19 protein-coding genes are annotated in these 19149 nt (G+C 42.4%); 8 read left to right on the plus strand and 11 right to left on the minus strand.

Annotated features, from left to right (window positions below):
• Window positions 1-449: 449 nt before the first annotated feature.
• On the minus strand, window positions 450-815 hold the full coding sequence (locus H6G96_RS06575) for an STAS domain-containing protein (RefSeq protein WP_190727785.1): 366 nt from the start codon (window positions 813-815) through the stop codon (window positions 450-452).
• Window positions 816-959: 144 nt separating this feature from the next.
• On the minus strand, window positions 960-2126 hold the full coding sequence (gene carA, locus H6G96_RS06580) for a glutamine-hydrolyzing carbamoyl-phosphate synthase small subunit (RefSeq protein WP_190910689.1): 1167 nt from the start codon (window positions 2124-2126) through the stop codon (window positions 960-962).
• A 207-nt stretch (window positions 2127-2333) separates the two neighbouring features.
• Between carA and H6G96_RS06585 the strand changes: the two genes are divergently transcribed.
• Window positions 2334-3380, plus strand: a complete 1047-nt coding sequence (locus tag H6G96_RS06585) for a retropepsin-like aspartic protease (RefSeq protein WP_190910690.1) — start codon at window positions 2334-2336, stop codon at window positions 3378-3380.
• Here the strand turns inward: H6G96_RS06585 and trpD are convergent.
• Both trpD and H6G96_RS06595 read right to left on the minus strand, forming a co-directional pair.
• Complete coding sequence (gene trpD, locus H6G96_RS06590; protein ID WP_190910691.1) at window positions 3310-4404, minus strand: anthranilate phosphoribosyltransferase; 1095 nt, start codon at window positions 4402-4404, stop codon at window positions 3310-3312. The two genes, H6G96_RS06585 and trpD, sit on opposite strands and share 71 nt — an antisense overlap.
• 80 nt (window positions 4405-4484) lie before the next feature.
• Window positions 4485-5366, minus strand: coding sequence for a DNA adenine methylase (locus tag H6G96_RS06595; RefSeq protein ID WP_190910692.1), 882 nt, complete (start codon window positions 5364-5366; stop codon window positions 4485-4487).
• A gap of 89 nt (window positions 5367-5455) precedes the next feature.
• Between H6G96_RS06595 and H6G96_RS06600 the strand changes: the two genes are divergently transcribed.
• Window positions 5456-6184: a cytochrome b/b6 domain-containing protein gene (locus H6G96_RS06600; RefSeq protein WP_190910693.1), complete on the plus strand. Its 729-nt coding sequence runs from the start codon at window positions 5456-5458 to the stop codon at window positions 6182-6184.
• 304 nt (window positions 6185-6488) lie between these two features.
• On the opposite strand, the gene H6G96_RS06605 is transcribed toward H6G96_RS06600, so the two are convergent.
• Window positions 6489-6902 carry a hypothetical protein gene (locus tag H6G96_RS06605; protein ID WP_190910694.1) on the minus strand — a complete coding sequence of 138 codons (414 nt, stop codon included), beginning with the start codon at window positions 6900-6902 and terminating at the stop codon, window positions 6489-6491.
• A gap of 383 nt (window positions 6903-7285) precedes the next feature.
• Between H6G96_RS06605 and H6G96_RS06610 the strand changes: the two genes are divergently transcribed.
• Both H6G96_RS06610 and H6G96_RS06615 read left to right on the plus strand, forming a co-directional pair.
• The gene (locus H6G96_RS06610) at window positions 7286-7852 is read left to right on the plus strand and encodes a PadR family transcriptional regulator (protein WP_190910695.1); all 567 of its coding nucleotides are present in this window, start codon (window positions 7286-7288) and stop codon (window positions 7850-7852) included.
• Between the two features lie 278 nt (window positions 7853-8130).
• Window positions 8131-9513: a carotenoid oxygenase family protein gene (locus H6G96_RS06615; RefSeq protein ID WP_190910696.1), complete on the plus strand. Its 1383-nt coding sequence runs from the start codon at window positions 8131-8133 to the stop codon at window positions 9511-9513.
• A 144-nt stretch (window positions 9514-9657) separates the two neighbouring features.
• Here the strand turns inward: H6G96_RS06615 and H6G96_RS06620 are convergent, their stop codons facing one another.
• The 3 genes from H6G96_RS06620 to H6G96_RS06630 all read right to left on the minus strand — a co-directional run bounded on the left by H6G96_RS06620 (window position 9658) and on the right by H6G96_RS06630 (window position 12612).
• Entirely contained in the window at window positions 9658-10365 is a 708-nt protein-coding gene (locus H6G96_RS06620; protein ID WP_190910697.1) for a CAP domain-containing protein, read from the minus strand.
• A gap of 353 nt (window positions 10366-10718) precedes the next feature.
• Window positions 10719-11417 carry a CAP domain-containing protein gene (locus H6G96_RS06625; protein ID WP_190910698.1) on the minus strand — a complete coding sequence of 233 codons (699 nt, stop codon included), beginning with the start codon at window positions 11415-11417 and terminating at the stop codon, window positions 10719-10721.
• Window positions 11418-11487: 70 nt separating this feature from the next.
• Window positions 11488-12612, minus strand: a complete 1125-nt coding sequence (locus tag H6G96_RS06630) for an acyltransferase family protein (protein WP_190910699.1) — start codon at window positions 12610-12612, stop codon at window positions 11488-11490.
• Between the two features lie 117 nt (window positions 12613-12729).
• Here H6G96_RS06630 and H6G96_RS06635 point away from each other — a divergent pair, with 117 nt between their 5' ends.
• Window positions 12730-13188 carry a peroxiredoxin gene (locus H6G96_RS06635; protein ID WP_190910700.1) on the plus strand — a complete coding sequence of 153 codons (459 nt, stop codon included), beginning with the start codon at window positions 12730-12732 and terminating at the stop codon, window positions 13186-13188.
• 75 nt (window positions 13189-13263) lie between these two features.
• Here H6G96_RS06635 and raiA read toward each other — a convergent pair whose 3' ends face one another.
• Window positions 13264-13905 (minus strand): ribosome-associated translation inhibitor RaiA, encoded by a 642-nt coding sequence (raiA, locus tag H6G96_RS06640; RefSeq protein WP_190910701.1) that lies wholly within the window; start codon window positions 13903-13905, stop codon window positions 13264-13266.
• A gap of 618 nt (window positions 13906-14523) precedes the next feature.
• Here raiA and lipB point away from each other — a divergent pair.
• Complete coding sequence (lipB, locus tag H6G96_RS06645; protein ID WP_190910702.1) at window positions 14524-15195, plus strand: lipoyl(octanoyl) transferase LipB; 672 nt, start codon at window positions 14524-14526, stop codon at window positions 15193-15195.
• Between the two features lie 204 nt (window positions 15196-15399).
• A complete protein-coding gene (locus H6G96_RS06650; RefSeq protein WP_190910703.1) occupies window positions 15400-15600 on the plus strand; it encodes a hypothetical protein in 201 nt (66 codons plus the stop codon).
• Between the two features lie 65 nt (window positions 15601-15665).
• Here the strand turns inward: H6G96_RS06650 and H6G96_RS06655 are convergent, their stop codons facing one another.
• Window positions 15666-16430: an amino acid ABC transporter ATP-binding protein gene (locus tag H6G96_RS06655; protein ID WP_190910704.1), complete on the minus strand. Its 765-nt coding sequence runs from the start codon at window positions 16428-16430 to the stop codon at window positions 15666-15668.
• A gap of 169 nt (window positions 16431-16599) precedes the next feature.
• Between H6G96_RS06655 and H6G96_RS06660 the strand changes: the two genes are divergently transcribed.
• Entirely contained in the window at window positions 16600-18117 is a 1518-nt protein-coding gene (locus H6G96_RS06660) for an ABC transporter permease subunit (RefSeq protein ID WP_190910705.1), read from the plus strand.
• A gap of 61 nt (window positions 18118-18178) precedes the next feature.
• On the opposite strand, the gene H6G96_RS06665 is transcribed toward H6G96_RS06660, so the two are convergent.
• Window positions 18179-19072 (minus strand): LysR family transcriptional regulator, encoded by an 894-nt coding sequence (locus H6G96_RS06665; protein ID WP_190910706.1) that lies wholly within the window; start codon window positions 19070-19072, stop codon window positions 18179-18181.
• Between the last annotated feature and the right edge of the window lie 77 nt (window positions 19073-19149).

Below are 19149 nucleotides of genomic sequence, written 5' to 3' on the forward strand. Positions count from 1 at the left end.
TATCTTTTTGATTGAGAGTTGGCATTTTATATCCTAATGTCAACGCTTATAAATCAAATTGCGCTTACTTGTGGTCTGTGTCTAAGATGGTGTAAAATTATGACATCAAACTCACCTGTTACTTGAGCGTTTAGCTATGCTTACTTGGTAAGCGGCAATTTTTAAATATACAGTATCAAGTCAAGTTTACCCATAAATAAATCTGCTGACTTTGTATTTCTTACAAATTTCTTAGACTTGATTGTTTATTTGATATTCTAACCGACAATTACAGACCCAAAAATGGGGTGTCTATATTTTTGTTATTGGTTAACTTTAAACATAATAGCTTAACTGGCTTTGTGCCTCTCCCACAAGGAGAGAGGTTTGCTGCCAGAAGTTTTAAAAATTAAGCTATCCGATGTTGAATCTGAATAGCCGAATTGGTCTCTCGGTTCAAGCAATCAAGACTACTTGACGTTTTCTAGAGCTTCTTCAACTGATTTTTGCAGGGAGAGAAACTTTTCTAGGCGAACAAGCTTGACCGTTTGAGTTACCCGGGCATTCGTGACAATTTGCAAAGTGCCTTCAGCAGTTTGAGCCTGCTTGGCTAGCTGCACCAAAGCACCCAAGCCAGAGCTATCAATAAAGTCGATTTGTGAGAGATCCAAAATAATATGCTTAGGGCCCTCGTCAATCTTACTGCCAAGTACCTTGCGAAATGTCGGCTCAGAAAAGGCATCTAACAAACCTGTGAGGCGGAATAGCTGACAGTTATCCCGGACTTCACGAGTGCCCCTCAGGCTAACGGTTAGATTCAGTGGCTCAGCAATAATTCCCTCCTCATGAGTTAAAGTGAACGCTCAAGTATAGATGGTTTTTGAGCAAGTTGTCTACAATCTACTGAAGTAGGGGATTGGGTAATGGGCATTGGAAAAACCCCTTCCTGTTCCCTATTCCCTATTCCCCATTCCCTATTTTTACCTCACTTCGGCTGTTGCGGCTTGACGTGCTGTTCGCATGACTTGAACAAATTGCTCAAACAAGTAATCAGCATCGTGAGGCCCAGGACTTGCTTCTGGGTGATATTGTACAGAGAATACAGGTAGAGATTTGTGACGTACCCCGGCAACGGTGCGATCGTTTAAGTTCAGGTGGCTGATTTCTACAACTGTTGTAGGCAAAGAATCTGGGTTAATAGCAAAACTATGGTTTTGGCTGGTAATTTCTATCCGTTGTTGTAAACCGGCAGGCTGATTTAAACCACGGTGACCAAATTTGAGTTTATAGGTTTCTGCCCCTAGTGCATGACCTAAAATTTGGTGTCCCATACAAATACCAAAGATGGGCTTTTCACTTAACAGAAGCGCTTTAGCAGTTGCAATCCCTTCAGTGACGGCAGCAGGGTCGCCAGGCCCATTAGAAAGAAACACACCATCTGGATTGTAATTGAGGATTTCCTCTGGTGGCGTATCAGCAGGCACAACAATTACCCGACAACCATAACTTGTTAAGCGACGCAAAATATTGCGTTTTACGCCAAAGTCAAGGGCAACAACGGTAAAGGGTTCTCCAAGATTTTCCGCAGCTTCAGAGTTGAATTCCCAAGCTGGAATTGTGGGATCTGACCATTCATAAGCAGTTGGGGTTGTGACTTCCCGAACCAGATTCAATCCTGCCATGTTGGGAGCCGCCTGTACCTGCTCTAGCAATTCCGCCTCATCGAGAATGGTTGTGGAAATGCCTCCGTTCATAGCTCCAAACATCCGAATTTTGCGGGTGAGGGCGCGGGTATCGATGCCGTAGATCCCTGGTACTTGGTTTTGCTTAAGGTAGTCTGGTAAGGATTGTGTTGATCGCCAGTTACTCGGTCGGTGACAAATATTTCGAGCGATCGCACCCCGAATTTGGGGCGCATTTGATTCCTCATCTTCAGGATTAACGCCAGTATTGCCTAATTCAGGATAGGTAAAAATGACAATTTGACCGCAGTAACTGGGATCGGTTAGTACTTCTTGGTAGCCGGTCATGCCAGTGTTGAACACCACTTCTCCGATCGCGGTTCCCGTAGCACCGAAAGACCAACCGCGATAAGTAGTTCCGTCTGCCAGGACAAGTAAAGCTGGTATTGCGTCAGTCAGGGGCATAGTAAATTGGGGAGTGGGGAGTGGGGAGTGGGGAGTGGGGAGTGGGCATTGGGAAACCTCTTCCCTACTCCCCATTCCCCAATACTGCGATTGTTAATTATCCCATGAGTTGAGCAATTGGGAGTTTTTAGAATAGTTAATTAAAATTAAAAGTGAATTAAATTAGCGGGAGTGGCTTTGGCAAAGCTTGGATGGTTAAAATTAATTATGCTTCAGTCTTTTTTATCCCGTGCAACCCTAATTTTTCTATCAAGCGCTCTAGCGGTTTTGTGTGGTGCCTGTAGTGAAGACCAACGAAACACGGCGACTAGTGGCAATGAGCAACCCGCGCCAATTAGGGATCAGGCATCAGTACAGCCTGCCGTCGAACCAGCAACACCAGTAGTTATTCCTACCCCAGAACCACAGTCGCTAGAGCCGTCTGAGAGTGAACCAAGCCTTTTTGAGATGGGGCTAGACAAAGCGGTTGGCGCTTGGAGTATCAGCCGATCTGCTCAATCTCCAGGTGATTGGATTTTGGTGGCGAATCAGTACCAGGATGCGATCACGCTGATGCAAAGAGTCCGGCGGCAAAGCCCAGAGTTTGCGATCGCTCAAACCAAAATTACTGAATATCGCCGCCAAATTAAATATGCCCAACAGCAAGCTAGTCCTCGCCCTGTGCTACTTGCCGAACCGAAGAGGGTAGTAGTTACAGTTCCCCAAACAGCAATCACACCAAAATATACCTTGCCTCCACAAGAAACAAAACGGTTACCAATAGAGCCAGGTTTACCTTCATCAGCAGTGGTGATTCCAGATCCAGAAGTATTTACAGCCCCCATTAAAAGGCGGCTTGGTGGAACGCCAATTGTCGAAGTCACCTTCAATGGCCAGCGACAATTTGAGATGATTGTGGACACAGGAGCCAGTGGCACTGTAATTACCCAAGAAATGGCAAATACCTTGGGAATCGTGACAGTAGGGAAAGCTAAGGCAAATACCGCTAGTTCTAGAGGTGTAGAATTTCCTGTGGGCTATGTTAATTCGATGGCAGTTGGCGGGGTAATAGTGAATAAAGTAGCAGTAGCGATCGCAGGTGCGGAACTAGAAACTGGACTTCTAGGACATGACTTTTTTGGCAATTACGATGTCACCATTAAACGTAATGTAGTAGAATTTCGTCCGCAACTGCGATCGCAAATTAATTCTCCAGAAACTCAACTAACTGCTCCAACTTCGTCCAAGCAGCCCCACTTTGTAGAATATCCTTAGCGATTTTGATTCCTTGGGCGTGATCTAGGAGTGCGATCGACCCCGCTACTTGTAGCGCCAACGAGGCATTCAACGCTACTGCATCCTGTTGTGCCTGAGTCCCCTTACCTTGGAGTACCGCCTTCAGAATCACCGCATTCTCTTGGACATCTCCACCCCGAAGCATACCTATGGGAGCAGGCGTTAAATCCAAATCTAGGGGATTAATGCTAGTTAACTGCACTTCTCCATCTGATAACACCGCTAAGTCAGTTTCATCTCCTAACCCAGCCTCATCAAGTTTTTCTCGCCCGTGCAGCACAATCGCTTTTTCTTTGCCCAAATTTTGTAAAGCTTCGGCAACTGTTGCTAAAAGTTTGGGAGTAAATAAGCCCACTACCTGCCCAGTTGGACGCAAGGGATTTACTAGCGGCCCGAGCAAATTAAAAATTGTTCGCACCTTCAAAGTCCGCCGTAATGAGGCAACCGCCTTAAGTGCTGGATGCCAACCAGGGGCAAACAAGAAAGTGATCCCCACCTCTTGTAGTGCGGCTTGCACCTTTTCGCTGGATGCACTCAAGTTTACACCCAAGGCTTCCAATACATCTGCGCTCCCTGTGAGACTTGAAGCTGAACGATTGCCGTGTTTAGCGACAGGTACGCCAGATGCTGCGGCGACAAATGCAACAGCTGTAGAAATATTAAAGGTTGATGAACCATCTCCACCAGTGCCACAGGTATCTATTAGGGGGATTGGGGATTGGGTAAATTCTTGCCCAGTCCCCAGTCCCCAGTCCCCAGTCCCTAGTTTTGATTGAGATTGTAATACTTCAGCCATGCCGGTTAACTCGTCGGCAGAAATGCCTCTAAAGTTCAGCGCTGTTAAAATAGCCCCTGATAACTCTGGGGGAACCGCTTCACTGAGCCAACCTTGCATCAATTCAGCAGCTTGAGTACGGGACAAGGATTGGCCATCTATTAATTGTTGCAGCAGGATATACCAGCTAGCAGAGGATTCTTGAGCAGGAATTGGGGAAGTTATCATAGCTAAGGTTTGTATGTTGTAGCTATATTGAGAGCTATGGGGTTATCCTACCGGAAAATTGGAAGCTATCAAAGTTAGGTTTAAATCTCAAGGCTTAATTGCAAAGCTGGATTAGCAAAATTCTGAACTGGTGATTTTTTCTCCAAATCAAGTTTAACTTCGTAGTTTGTAATGAATAACTCTTTTCCTTTAGCCGCACCACTCTGCTTATAATTATTCATCCCATACTGTAATTCCCACTCTGAAATATTAGCCCATTGAAAATTTTCTAAAATTTGTGTTGAGTTGTCGTAGGTAATTAGCCAGCGATGATGACATTGTTGCAAAAGGTTAGCAAATCTCTGATGTTCAAAAGAAGTGTGCAAGTCTCCATCTTTACCATAGAGTTTTGATTTAGTAGCGCTAAAATATGGCGGATCTAAAAATAAAAATACATTTTTTCCTTCTGATTTTAATAGTTGGCTGTAATCCAAATTAGTAATTTGGACATTTTCTGATAAAATTTTTTCTAACTTTTCTAGCCGTTCTATTGAAGAATAAGTAAATCTTTTATGGAAAGCTTGTTCAGAAAAACCGCCTGATTCTACAGTTCCTGAAAAAGTAATTCTATTGAGAACGAAAAACCGAACTGCTCTTTCTAAATCAGATAAATTATTGACATCTATACTAGTCAACTCCGCAAAGAGTAATTTGCCATCTGTATATTTGACTTTAATATGTCTAATATCTTTAACTAACTGAGCTATATCAGATTGAGCAAATTTCCAGAATAAGAAGAGTTCGCGGTTTAAATCATTAATCCAAATTTTTAGATCAGGAAACTTTTGTCTTAAATAAATGAATACAGAACCGCCACCTACAAAAGGCTCTCGAAATTCCGAAAAGCTTTCTGGTAAATATTCAACTATTTGATTTATTGCTTTCGATTTACCACCAGGATATCGTAGAGGACTTTTGATCATAACCAAAAATTATAAGGTTTAAAAATTACTGGATACTTCTATTTCTGAATGGCTACAATTTTCTGAAGTAAGCTACAAAGGCTCATTTTATGCCCCGTTCTGCACCCTATCAACCTTTATTGTTGCGAATTCTTCACGGCTTAAGTGGAATTTTAGTTATCGCAGCAATTATTACCGGATTTTTGGTTTACAACACTTACGATCGCCGATTTGGTAAAATACCATTTCCTCAAATTGGGGATATTCAGGGCATTCACGGCACTTTTGCATTATTTTTCTTGCTTATTCTCCCTGCTTTTGCCCTCTATAGCTTTCATGCTGGACAAAAGCGCCTGCTTCAATCTGATTCTTTGCAGCAACTAACTCACGTTGGCAAGCCGATTTGGTGGGTTAGCTTGCAACGTCTAGCAAATACTCTCATGCTCATCGCCTCTGTTTTGGCTGTGAACTCTGGCAGGATGATGAAGGAAGAATGGCTTCCAGCAGGGCAGCTACATCATATTTGGTACTCCCTCCACCTTTGCGCTTGGGTTGTGATGGTTGGCTGTGTGGCGATTCATGTTTTGATGTCTACCAAGGTGGGTGGTGCGCCGTTGTTACTCTCAATGTTTTCGTGGAAGTTTCGCCCAGAAGATAGCCCTGCTAAATGGTCTAGTCGTTTGCGTACTTGGTTAACTAGCTTACAAACAAACTTTGGTGCGGAGATGAATAATTTTATACAAAACAATTTTTATGTCAGAATTATTGAGGTGATTGTGCTTGGTGGAATTCTGACAGCGTTTGTCTTACCTGTATTTTTTCCCGGTAGTGAGTCATAGGTAATTGGCTGTTGGGGCGCAGCCTGCTAATCGGCAGAGATAAATCCTTTGTCTGCGTAAATATGGAAAGTCCTTTTTCCCCCTGCGGTCTTGATGATAAGCCTTTAAGGGACTTCCAAGAAATAAATTATCCAAATAAACGAACCACAGAGACACAGAGAACACGGAGAGAGGAGGAATAGAGAGAGTTTTCCTGTCAGTTTTGGAACATTCTTTTATTTGGAAGTCCCTAAGCTTATGCTGATTGCCTGTGAGGTTGCTCCAGAACTTGGGGCTTAAGCCCCAAGTCTTGATATAGCTATCCTTAAATCTTAGTCATGAGAAATCTTGATATTTCCGCATGTGCCAACACAGCAGCAGGCTCGCGCTGGAGAGCGTTGTAATACTTTCTCTCGAAGGTATTGCCCGTCTCTAACGGTACAATCAGTGTGCGGACATCAGCAATCAACTTTTCAAAATCCTCCATTGCAATCGGTTCATCTGCTTCAAGCATTTCATCAACTTGCACAACTACCTCAGAAATACGATGTAGCCAAGCAAATTGTTCATGAGCGATAACTAGCTGAAGTAGTTCTCCGCTTGATACTCGTCCGCTAACCTGTTCGTAGGTAATGCGTTCTGTCTCCAGCAACATCTTATGAAGGTAGAGTAATTTGTTTCGTAAATCACGCAGATATTGATGTTGACGTATTCTTTGTGAAAGTGTGTTAGAAGTCAATGTTACCCATCCTTTCGTTATGATAGTCTTCAATGGCTTAAATAATTTCCGCGTCGGTATTTATTACGACATAGACTGTAGCGAACAACTGGTTTGTTGAGTGATACTCTAGCGATTAGTAGCATATCCAACATACATAGTTGCGTAAACGTTCGCCAGCAGGCTTGCCGCTTTTACCAGAAATTTTCCTTCCCTTCTCTACAAGAGGCTTGCCTAACCTCAGTTCATGTATTTGGTTTCCTTCTTTAGAGCTATGACAATCAACATATTTTTTTATAATCGTTATATCTTATATTTGATTAATCATATATTAGCATAAACTTATAAGAAGTACATAGTGTAGAACCTATCAAAAAAATATCAATTATGGGAAAACCGTCTTAATGTCGCTAGCATACGTAATTCTAGGTCTTCTTCAGCAGCAAGAAATGACGGGCTACGACCTCAAAACAAGCTGCTTTGATCAATGCATTGCTCATTTGTGGCCAGCAGACCAGGCACAAATTTACAGAACTCTTGATAAGCTAGTTGACCAAGGCTGGATTACCTGTACGGTTGAGATTCAGCACGATCGCCCCAACCGCAAAGTCTACAGCGTAACTGAGCCAGGGAAAGCCGAATTCACCCGATGGCTTGGAATTCATCAGCCCTTGCCGACTGTACGAGAACCAATGCTAGTCCAGTTGCATTTTGCAGATCAGTTGCCGGATGAAAGTATCATTTACCTACTAGAGCAACAATTAGCGGCTCGAAGCAAAAAGCTTGCTGAATGTGAAACCATCGATTTGCCATCACTTGGTGATGAGTCTGCCAACCGTGAGCAAGTCATGCAAAGGCTGGTGCTGGAGTTAGTGATCAAAAAAGAACAGACTTATATTGATTGGTTGAAGGTAGCGCTCAATGTTATCAGTCACCAAAAGCCATATGCATCACATTACCAGATTCTTTAACACTCTCTAGCACGAAACGAAAATCGGCAACAATCCCATCCCTTCAAGGATTGGGAGGTTGGTCATTGGTCATCGGTACTAATGACTCGGAATCTTGCGGGTTTTCATAGCCGTGGGATGAGTTAACTGTCTTCTTTAGGATGATTGGTTATCATGCCCACAGGCTTAAACTGTATACTGTAGGGCGTTTTCACTAGAACCCCCGCGTCGTTAACATCTCAAAGAGGGGAAGTTGTTCGCTCTGGCTCGTTTTTCTGTAAGTCTTATAAATCAAGGTAATGGTAACAATAGCAGTCAATCCGTATCTCGATCGCAATTTTGCTCCAATCCGCGAAGAAATCACCACAGACAAATTATCAGTCATCGGTGAATTACCCCTTGACTTATCGGGGATGTTTGTCCGAAATGGCCCTAATCCTCAATGGACACCCATCGGTGAATATCACTGGTTTGACGGAGATGGGATGTTGCATGGTGTGCAAATTAGCAACGGCGTAGCCACTTATCGTAACCGCTACGTACAGACAAGGGGATGGAAAAAAGAACGAGAAGCGGGTAAGGCTCTCTGGAGTGGGATGTTAGAACCACCACGAAGGGATAACCCCTACGGTGGCTACAAAAATACTGGCAATACTGCCTTAGTGTGGCACGCTGGTCAGATGTTGGCGCTGAACGAGGGAGGTAAACCTCACGCCATTAAGCTTCCTGAATTAGATACTATTGGCGAGTATACCTATGAGGGGAAGCTAATTTCTGCCTTTACAGCCCATCCTAAGGTAGACCCGGTGACAGGCGAAATGATCTTCTTTGGCTACTCTCTGTTTGCGCCACCGTACCTGCAATATAGTGTGGTTTCAGCACAAGGCGAACTTTTACGGACAGTGCCTATTGATCTGCCAATAGGAGTGATGATGCACGATTTTGCCATCACAGAAAACTACACGATATTTATGGATTTGCCGTTGACTTTTAAGCCTGAGCGATCGCAACGGGGAGAACCTGTAATGATGTTTGAGCGCGATCGTCCCAGCCGTTTCGGCATTTTACCACGTCATGGTGATAACAGTAATATCCGATGGTTTGAGAGTCCCGCTTGCTACGTCTACCATACCCTCAACGCTTACGAAGACGGAGATGAAGTAGTGCTTATTGCCTGTCGCATGAGTTCTACTACTGTGTTGATTTCTAGTGATTCGCAACCCGACCCAGAAGCAAATATCCCGCGCTTATATCGCTGGCGATTTAACCTCAACACGGGAACAGTACACGAAGAAATGTTAGATGATATAGCTTCTGAATTTCCCCGCGTCAACGAAAACCTATTGGGGCGGCAAAACCGATATGGCTACACTAACAAAGCGGCAAACAATCCCCTACCTTTATTTGAAGGTATTATTAAGTACGACTTCAGCAGTGGAAAGTCCCAAACCCACAAATTCGGAGAAGGGCGCTATGGCGGTGAAGCTGTGTTTGCGCCGCGTCCTGGTGCAATTGCTGAGGATGATGGTTGGCTGATGACTTTCGTCCACGATGAGGGTTCAGATACTTCAGAATTAGTAGTTGTGAATGCCCAAGATGTAACTGCTGAACCTGTAGCGCGCGTGATAATTCCTCAACGAGTGCCTTATGGATTTCATGGTGCTTGGGTTGCAGGGGAATAGTCAATCATTTCGCTTTTACAGTCAGCAATTATTATAAAAAGACCTCTCCCTGGTTCTGCTACGCAAAACCTGTCCCTCTCCGAGTCGGAGAGGGACAGACTTGAACTTTAGTTCAAAGCAGGGAGAGGTTAGTGGAACTCACGTTTACGTTTTTTCCCTATACCCACCAGCGTAGGTAATTACACAAATTGTTCTATATGATTTGTGGGTTCCATAAGCAACGCCAGACACTCTAAAAGCGCCGTTAAAAATGTTTGTTCTATGACCGCGATCGGGTACACCATCATCAATAATTAACTGCATGACAATATCTTGAGCGGTGTTTGGGCCATAACTGATATTTTCGCCTGCGGTTCTTTCCCATCTACCATAGCGATTGATGCGATTAAAGGGGTTGCTACCATCGCTACCATCATGACCTGTAGCGCCTTTTGGCCCTTGGTCTTTAACATGGTCTCTTGCTCCTAAAGACATACCCTTAGATGCCCTCAACGCTCCTACAGGACGTGCTGATTTCAAAAATGCGATCGCTTCATCGACTGCTTTGACTCCTTCTTGAGTTCGCAGATAGGTATTATTAGAAATTTTGACTCGGTTTCCCTGGAAGCGTTTTCTATAGTTTTCCATAATCGGAAGGTACGACTTGGGATTTGTTCGTACCTTATTTGTTTCAACGATTACCTGTTGTTCTAGTGGTGAAAGATAACTCGCCTTTGCTAATAAAGTTGGAGTGCTAGGTTTAACTACTACTGGGTTAGAGTTTGCCACAGATGGGTTAGATTGCAACAGTTGATTTGAGCAACCGAATATCAGGGTAACTGGCAAAAGTACCCAAAATTTAATGCGATACATTCATTACCTCACAATTTTTTCTATGGATTAATTTAGTGAATTAGAAAAAATAATAATTTTCAACACACACAGAAGTTTGTAGACGCTTCTTTTTTCGGAATTTTACAAGCGGCTGTTACACATCAGAACTTCGGTCAGTTCCTTAATAAGAACGGAAATGAGTTGATCAAGAGTATAGATAACGCTGCGCTCGTCTTTGTTCCTCGATTGTAAAAAAAGGATTACTTAATACCTGTCGTAACCTAGTTAACACTGGAACGTAAAGGACAAAAAAATATTTTTACTTTATTACGCCTGCTTTTAAGTACAATAATTCAGAACCTTCGGTATTTGTCCCCACTTTTTAACTCAAATTATTTATCCCTATACCCATCAGCGTAGTTAATTACACAAATTGTCCTATATGATTTGTGAATTCCACAAGCAACACCAGACACTTTAAAAGCGCCGTTAAAAATGTTTTTTCTATGACTGCGATCGCGCACACTATCATCAATAATTAATTGCATGACAATATCTTCAGCAGTGTTGAAGCCATAAGTGATATTTTCGCCTGCGGTTGTTTGCCATTTACCATAGCGATTGATGCGAGTAAAGGGGTTGCTACCATCGCTACCATTATGACCTTTAGCACCTTTTGGCCCTTGGTCTTTAACATGGTCTTTTGCTCCTAAAGACATACCCTTAGATAGACTCAATGCTCCCACAGGAGGCGCTGATTTCAAAAATGCGATCGCCTCATCAACTGCTTTAACTCCTTCTTGAGTTTGCCAATAGGTATTATTAGAAACGTTTACTAAGTTTCCCTCAAAGCGCTTTCTATAGTTTTCTAGAATCGGGAGGTATGATTTGGGATTTGTTCGTACCTTATTTGTTTCAACAATTACCTCTTGTTCCAACGATGAAAGGTAACTCACTTTTGATATCGGACTATTTTGTGAAACTAATGCTGGGTTAGAGTAGGCTACAGACGAGTTAGATTGAAACAGTTGATCTGAGCAGCCAAATATTAACGTAATTGGCAAAAACGCCCAAAATTTCATGCGACGCATCCATTACCTCACAATTTTTCTGTGGATTAATAGTTTGAGTGAATTATACAAAATTAGGACTTACGCAAATTTACACTTTGAGAAACCAGCGTTGCCGATACATCAGAACACCAACAGCCCACCACAACAACACAGTGACTATGGCAAATAACAGGGAACCATTCAGAACTCCCGCCCAAGATGCGAAAAAATTTTGGTAAATCCAATTGTAAGTACTGATAGCGTCTTTGCCTGTGCCGATAGTGGTTCTGACTAAAATTTTAATCAACAAAACTGATGGAACGAAAAGAGCGATCGCATTTAAGCCCATAATTTCAAAAGGTTTACTCCAGCGACGTATCAGCCGCACTTCGATAAGTTCATAACAAGCTGCTAGCAAAAGTAAGGCCCAACCGCTAGTAAAAACTACATAAGAACTTGTCCACAGCTTTTTGTTGATGGGAAATGTCCATCCCCACGCCCAACCGATAATTAAACAACCAACTCCAAATAATGCTAACCCGATACTTGTGCGTGACTGTACAGGTTGGCTGCGTATCCATTGACCAGTGAAGTAGCCAGCGAGGACGCTTACTATCGCAGGAATACTACTGAACAGTCCCTCTGGATCTCCCATAAAGTTGAAACCATCACCTTTATATAGATGTGCTTTAGGAATAATCAGGCGGTCAATATAAGCACCAAAATTACCTTCTCGTGTCAGAACTCCTGCGCCAAAATCGGGTACTGGTACATACATGATAGTTAGCCAGTAGCTAATGAGTAGCACTGCTGCTAGTATCCACTGACCTTTACGCGGAAGGTTGAGAACTATTAAGGAAGCCAGCAGATAAGTAATGCTAATGCGCTGCAATACTCCCATAATACGGATACTACTTAAATCAAAAGTCCAAATACCCTGATTCCAAAAGCCATTTAGTAGCAATCCCAAGGCAAAGAGAATGGCGGCGCGGCGTAAGATGCGCCAGTAAATAGCTGAGGTTGTATTACCTTCGGTGTACTTTGACAGCGAGAAAGTCATCGCTACACCAATAATGAAGAGAAAGAAGGGAAATACCAAGTCTGTTGGTGTGCAACCGTGCCAATCGGCATGGGCTAAGGGAGGATATACATCATCTGCAACTCCCGCCATATTGACAAGAATCATCGCAGCGATGGTAATACCGCGAAAAACATCCAGTGAAGTCAGGCGCATAGGCGGAATTTATGTTAAATGAGTATCCAACGTAGCCCGCTTGATGCAGGTAATCAAGCAAAATTTATAGACTTGGATACAAGGTAAAATTTTGTTAAGTAATTACCACCACTCGCTATGCCTATTAAAGTTGGAGATACCGCTCCTAATTTCACTTTACCTGCTCAAAACGGCTCAACAATTAGCCTCCAAGATTTTCGCGGCAAAAAAGCTGTTGTCCTATATTTTTACCCCAAGGACGACACACCCGGATGTACGGCTGAATCCTGCGCCTTTCGCGATCAGTATGAAGTGTTTAAAAGTGCTGGCGCTGAAGTGATCGGCGTGAGTGCTGACTCCAGCGAATCTCACCAACGATTTGCTGCAAAATATAATCTACCTTTTACCCTGTTAACTGACAAAGGCGACCAAGTACGAAAGCTATATGGCGCAACAGCAGCCTTTGGCTTATTCCCTGGTCGCGTTACTTATGTTATTGACCAACAAGGAGTTGTGCAATACGTCTTTGATTCAATGTTTAACTTTAAAGGTCATGTTGAAGAAGCATTGAAAACTTTGCAACAGCTTGTGAAATGAGGGATTAGGTATTGGGTAGTGGGGATTGAGAAATTCTTTCCTAGTCCTCAGTCCCCAGTCCCTAGTTCCTAGCCCCTATTTAGAATGCGATTTTTCCGGCATGACAATATTAGCGTGGGTTGCCTTACCATTCTTGCCGTTAGTATGGGCATTACCATTGCGCGGATGGATCACACCATAACCGCCGTGGTTGCGTTCGTAAATTACATTAATCTCTCCAGTTTCAGAATTGCGGAACATATAAAAGTCGTGTCCCACAAGTTGCAGTTGTTCTAGGGCTTCTGCAAGGGTCATCGGCGGCATGGAAAAATATTTGGTACGGACGACTTCGTTAGGTAGTTCGGGGGTGCGATCGCCAATTAAATCTGTGACTACTGACTCTACAACAACTTCTGGTGGTTGGGACTGAGTTTTCTGGTCTTGACGCCGTTCTTTGTATTTCCGCAATTGACGGGCAATTTTATCTGCAACTAAGTCAATGCTGGCATAGAGATTTTCGCTGCTTTCCTCGGCACGGATAACGTTACCATTTGCATAAATAGTTACTTCAGCCGCTTGTCTAGTATTAATTCGGGGATTACGGGCTACGCTAAGATGCACATCCACTTCATTTGTAATGCTCTGAAAGTGACTAACTGCTTTTTCAATCTTTTGATGTACATACTCACGAATTGCATCGGTGATTTCAATATTTTTGCCGTGGATGACAAGCTTCATGTAAACTCTCCCACTGAATATTTGATGTGTGAATTTGCTTTGTATGAAAAGAAATTGCGGTAAGGTCTATTACTCCCGCCAAAACAAATTGTGAACTTTTTCTATGTACTGCTCGTAAGCTGTCTCTAAGCTTACTGCATCTGGGTTTTTGCTGATTATACCCTTGATTTTCCTCCTCATCTCTGCGCTGATATCCAATTGGATTTTCACATAGAAATTTTTGGTGGAAAAATATTAGCAGTAGCTCCTGTAACTGTCTTTTGTGTTAAAAGAACGCTTACAGAACTGTTGATAGTTGCTCCTTCTGTGTTCGGTTGAAGTTTGCTTGCTGTTGTTCAATAATACAAGTCTTTGTGGAAATTTGATTCTGTTTAAAATTCAAACAATCTTATGAAAATCATCAGCCAATACATTCGTCTTTATCGTCTTGGCATGATGCTTATTGCAGAGAATTCCTCCTAAAACCTATTGAGGTTGTATATTCAAGCTAGCACTTTGTATTTTCTAATTTATGTTCCCTTGACTTTCCTTTAAAATCCTTTGCAAATCTTGACATTTATTGACTCCATCTGTGTAACTTGAAATATATTTCGTCCCCGATACGAGTTGATTTTTGGCATGATCCATAGTATGAAGCCACACCAATACCGTTGTTTACTATATAACCAAGGATTAATGCCTTACTTAGATGCTCATGGATGGCAGCGATCGCTTCTCACTGAGCGTATCCATGACCCTAATCTAGATGACGTGTTAATTTTGCTAGAACATCCACCTGTTTATACTCTTGGGCAAGGAAGCAACTCAGATTTTCTCAAATTCGATATTGACAAAGGTCTATATGATGTGCATCGAGTTGAACGAGGCGGTGAGGTTACTTACCATTGTCCCGGTCAATTGGTAGGGTATCCAATTTTAAATTTGCAACGTTATCGTAAAGACCTTCATTGGTATTTACGGCAACTCGAAGAAGTAATAATTCGCGTATTGGCAGTTTATGGATTGCAGGGAGAAAGAATTCCAGATTTTACAGGCGTTTGGTTACAAGGGCGAAAAGTTGCGGCTATTGGAATTAAAGTTAGCCGTTGGATTACTATGCACGGCTTTGCATTAAATATTTGTCCAGACATGACAGGGTTTGAGCGCATTGTACCCTGTGGTATTTCTGATAAACCTGTAGGCAGTTTAGCCGAATGGATTCCAGGAATCACTTGCCAAGAAGCGCGTTTTTATGTATCACAGTCGTTTGCGGAAGTCTTTGGCGTGGAATTAGTTGAATCGCAGCCTTAAGGATTTTCCCGGTCTGAGTAAATTACGCTTGTATTTATGTGATAAATACTATAGCAGTCCTATTTAAATTGTGAGACACTAATGAGAGTAGCCCATATTTAATAGTATAAAAATAACTATTTAACTGCGGTTGTCAAACTTAGAATCTAATTATTTACAGATTTTTATACTAACTTTTTACGGCACTCAAGCACAACTTTGCGCGTGAATTACTCAAATCATTCCCAAGTATATGCCCCATCGTTAACTTCTCTGAGAGAGCGTGATTGGACAGCTTTGATAGAACTATTTGATAGAGATGACGGTGATGAAATTGAAGCAGATATCAACGGTAGTTTGTTTTGGCTGATACCTGAACCTTGTTGGGAAGATGATCCCTTTGATTTCTTGCGCGAATATCTTTGAATAGTAGGGAGTGGGGAGCAGGGAGTGGGAAGCAGGGAGCAGGGGGAGAAATAAGCAATTCCCAATTACGAATTACGAATTAGTTGAAGGCGACTGAGGAAAATACGTAGGCGATCGCTTTGGGGATTGGTCAGTACTTCATAGGCTGGACCTTGTTCCGTCACAATACCTTTGTCTAAAAATATCACTTGATGGGCTACTTCTTTGGCAAATTGCATTTCATGGGTGACAACCACCATTGTCATCCCTTCTGATGCCAACTGCTGCATCACTTGCAAAACTTCGCCGACGAGTTCGGGATCTAGGGCGCTGGTGGGTTCGTCAAATAGCATAATTTGGGGATTCATACATAAACTACGAGCGATCGCTACTCGTTGCTTTTGTCCACCGGAGAGTTGTTCGGGATAAGCAGAGGCTTTGTCAAATAAACCAACTTTGTCTAAATATAATCTCGCTAATTGGGCGCTTTCCTTCGGTGTTTTTCCCAAGACTTTACGCGGGGCGAGTGTCATATTTTCTAATACGCTCAGATGAGGAAACAGGTTGAACTGTTGGAAAACCATGCCTACTTGCGTTCTTAGTTGCCGCAGTTGGTTATAGTTGACAGTGGGTCGAGATAAGTTGATACCGTTGATTATTAAACGCCCGTTATCAATGGTTTCTAGGCGATTGAAGCAGCGTAGTAGGGTACTTTTACCACAACCGGAGGAACCAATAACTGCAACAACTTCTCCCCGGTTGATTTCGCCGGTGATTCCTTTGAGGACTTTTAGGGAACCAAAGTTTTTTTCGATGTTGTCAAAAATAATGGCGGGGATGGTATTGTTCATCACTTGTATCAAGCTGCTCTACAGTTGATTGTAAGGCTTTTAATATAGACGCGTAGCAGTTCTAAAAACGCCTCAGAATGTATTTATTGGCGGGAGATTGGATAGTTGCAAGATATAACTTGAACGAAGCACAGAGGCGCAGAGAGCGCAGAGGAGGAGAGAAAATAATATGGCTAAATTTAGTTTTATCCGTTGGTTACGCTTATCTCTAGTTGTAAGTTTTAGCTGTTTGTTATTGGCTGGTTGTGGGGTGAATCCTAGTACGGTGAAAACTCTGCGGGTTGCTACTGAACCGGCGTTTCCACCTTTTGAATTTCAGGGAAAAGGTGGTGAGTTGCAGGGTTTTTCGATTGATTTGATGAATGCGATCGCTTCTTCTACTAACTTTAAAGTGGATTTTCAAAGTCTGCCTTTTGACGGCATTATCCCAGCTTTGCAAGGCAAAACGGTAGATGCAGCGATTAGTTCGATCACGATTACAGAAGAGAGGGCGAAGACGATTTCTTTTTCTCGCCCTTATTTTAAAGCTGGGTTAGCGATCGCAATCCGCACAGACAATCAAAATATTACCGGCTTTGACAGTCTCAAAAATAAAAAAATTGCAGTACAAATTGGTACAACTGGGGCTGCAAAGGCTAAAAGTATTCCCGGAGTGCAAATTCGCAGTTTTGATTCAGCACCTCTAGCCCTGCAAGAATTGCTCAATGGTAATGTGGATGCAGTGATAAATGATGCGCCTGTGACTTTATATGCCATTAATACGGGCAATCTTCAAGGAATAAAAGTAGTACAGCAATTGCTGACGGAGGAGTTTTACGGCATTGCTACAGCTAAAGATACGCCGAATTTGGCATTAATCAATGACGGTTTGGATAGGGTGCTGGAAAATGGTACTTATTCCCAAATTTATCAAAAATGGTTTAAAGCCGAACCACCATCATTACCAGTTAAATCACCATTTGAGAACCAGACTAGCGCTGGCGCACCTCAAATATTTACCTCAATTGGCGTGATTTTGCAGGCTTTTCCAACTTTATTACAGGGAGTTTTAGTAACGTTGCAATTAACAATACTTTCTGTAGTGTTTGGTTTAATTGGGGGTTCCCTGATTGGTATTGTCCGTCTTTCTCGTATCGCACCCGTGCGTTGGGTAGCCAGGGCGTATGTAGATTTTTTCCGGGGAACGCCTTTATTGGTGCAAATTTTTATGATTTACTTTGGATTACCTGCAATTTTGCAAGAACTTGGTTTTACATTTACTTTTGATCGTTTGGTAGCTGGGGTAATTGCTTTAAGTTTGAATAGCGCCGCATACATAGCCGAAGTTGTGCGTGCTGGAATTCAATCGATTGAAACAGGACAAGCAGAAGCAGCGCAATCATTAGGTTTGAGTTCTGTACAAACAATGATTTATGTAATTTTTCCCCAAGCTTTCCGAAGGATGATTCCACCCTTGGGTAATGAGTTTATCAGTTTGTTGAAAGATACAAGCTTAGTTTCTGTGATTGGGTTTGAAGAATTGGTACGTAAAGGACAGTTAATTGTCGCTGATAACTATCGCGCTTTTGAGGTTTACGCTGGTGTGGCAGTGGTTTATTTATGCTTAACGTTACTTTCTTCACAAGCGTTTAGTCGCTTAGAAGTTTGGATGAATCCGGTTAAACGACAAAGAAAATACAATACCTAATAATTTTTTCGATGACTGAAAACAGGGTAATTCTCTGGCTCTGCGGCTAAATTTTTTATTGTTAATAAGTGGATTTAGCTAAACTATAAAAATCAAATTTTTTCAACATTTCCAAAAAGGTGAACACCGCAGGCACATGCAGGGCATTAGATAAAATTGCAGTTCCAATTACTCTCTTTAGCGGTGCAGGTAAACTGTATACCTGCACCTTTGCAGGAATGGGTACAGCTGCTAAACGAGGCATAATAGCTGCTCTCAATCCTTGATTCACCATACTAACGACTGTCGAATCTTCTTGGATATCGCTAGCAGTATTTATTGGGATTGCTAAAGTCTTTAGGTGATTGTGAAGAATGCGTCCACAGGGTGTGCAAGGAAGTAAAATTGGTGGATAGGCTGCTATGTCTTCCCAAGTAATTTCTGGACTGTTAATTTTGGTATGTGGTGGTAGTAAAGCTAAATACTCATCCTGAAAAATTTCCCAGGAGTCAAATTCTTCACCAGTTGGTAAACAGGTAATACCAATATCGGTACGTCCGTCACGCAAACACTGTTCTACATCTGTGAAAGCAGGGCACTCTATGATTGTGACAGCAATTTCTGGAAATTGATTATGAAATTGTGCGATCGCTTTTGGTAATAAATGGGTGGCGACGCTACGAAAAGCCGCAATTCGCACATGGCCACCATGTAAACCTTTATGCAAGTTTGCTTCGTGTTGCATCATCTCTAAATGCTGCATAGCCTGACGAGCATGATATAAAATGCGCTCTCCAGCCGGTGTCAGCACAGCACCGTGACGGCCTCTCGCAAATAAAGGCACACCTAGTTCTTCTTCTAAGGTAGCGATCGCATGACTAATCGCAGGCTGAGAAAGCTGCAATTCTAAGGCTGCCTCACTAAAGTTACCACAATCTGCTACTGCAACTATGGCTCGAAGTTGGGAGAATTTCATAAGCAATTGATGAGAACAAGGGTATACACATCCTGATTTAATTGTGACAAAAAGGTTGTATTAGTAATTTTTCATAT

Source organism: Nostoc sp. FACHB-892, assembly GCF_014698795.1.
GTDB lineage: Bacteria > Cyanobacteriota > Cyanobacteriia > Cyanobacteriales > Nostocaceae > Nostoc.

Excerpts from the sequence above, each read along its gene's own strand:
- carA (WP_190910689.1), bottom strand. The coding sequence starts at position 2,126 with ATGCCCCTGACTGACGCAATACCAGCTTTACTTGTCCTGGCAGACGGA.
- H6G96_RS06585 (WP_190910690.1), top strand. The coding sequence starts at position 2,334 with ATGCTTCAGTCTTTTTTATCCCGTGCAACCCTAATTTTTCTATCAAGC.
- trpD (WP_190910691.1), bottom strand. The coding sequence starts at position 4,404 with ATGATAACTTCCCCAATTCCTGCTCAAGAATCCTCTGCTAGCTGGTAT.
- H6G96_RS06595 (WP_190910692.1), bottom strand. The coding sequence starts at position 5,366 with ATGATCAAAAGTCCTCTACGATATCCTGGTGGTAAATCGAAAGCAATA.
- H6G96_RS06600 (WP_190910693.1), top strand. The coding sequence starts at position 5,456 with ATGCCCCGTTCTGCACCCTATCAACCTTTATTGTTGCGAATTCTTCAC.
- H6G96_RS06610 (WP_190910695.1), top strand. The coding sequence starts at position 7,286 with ATGTCGCTAGCATACGTAATTCTAGGTCTTCTTCAGCAGCAAGAAATG.
- H6G96_RS06615 (WP_190910696.1), top strand. The coding sequence starts at position 8,131 with ATGGTAACAATAGCAGTCAATCCGTATCTCGATCGCAATTTTGCTCCA.
- H6G96_RS06620 (WP_190910697.1), bottom strand. The coding sequence starts at position 10,365 with ATGTATCGCATTAAATTTTGGGTACTTTTGCCAGTTACCCTGATATTC.
- H6G96_RS06625 (WP_190910698.1), bottom strand. The coding sequence starts at position 11,417 with ATGCGTCGCATGAAATTTTGGGCGTTTTTGCCAATTACGTTAATATTT.
- H6G96_RS06630 (WP_190910699.1), bottom strand. The coding sequence starts at position 12,612 with ATGCGCCTGACTTCACTGGATGTTTTTCGCGGTATTACCATCGCTGCG.
- H6G96_RS06635 (WP_190910700.1), top strand. The coding sequence starts at position 12,730 with ATGCCTATTAAAGTTGGAGATACCGCTCCTAATTTCACTTTACCTGCT.
- raiA (WP_190910701.1), bottom strand. The coding sequence starts at position 13,905 with ATGAAGCTTGTCATCCACGGCAAAAATATTGAAATCACCGATGCAATT.
- lipB (WP_190910702.1), top strand. The coding sequence starts at position 14,524 with ATGATCCATAGTATGAAGCCACACCAATACCGTTGTTTACTATATAAC.
- H6G96_RS06655 (WP_190910704.1), bottom strand. The coding sequence starts at position 16,430 with ATGAACAATACCATCCCCGCCATTATTTTTGACAACATCGAAAAAAAC.
- H6G96_RS06660 (WP_190910705.1), top strand. The coding sequence starts at position 16,600 with ATGGCTAAATTTAGTTTTATCCGTTGGTTACGCTTATCTCTAGTTGTA.
- H6G96_RS06665 (WP_190910706.1), bottom strand. The coding sequence starts at position 19,072 with ATGAAATTCTCCCAACTTCGAGCCATAGTTGCAGTAGCAGATTGTGGT.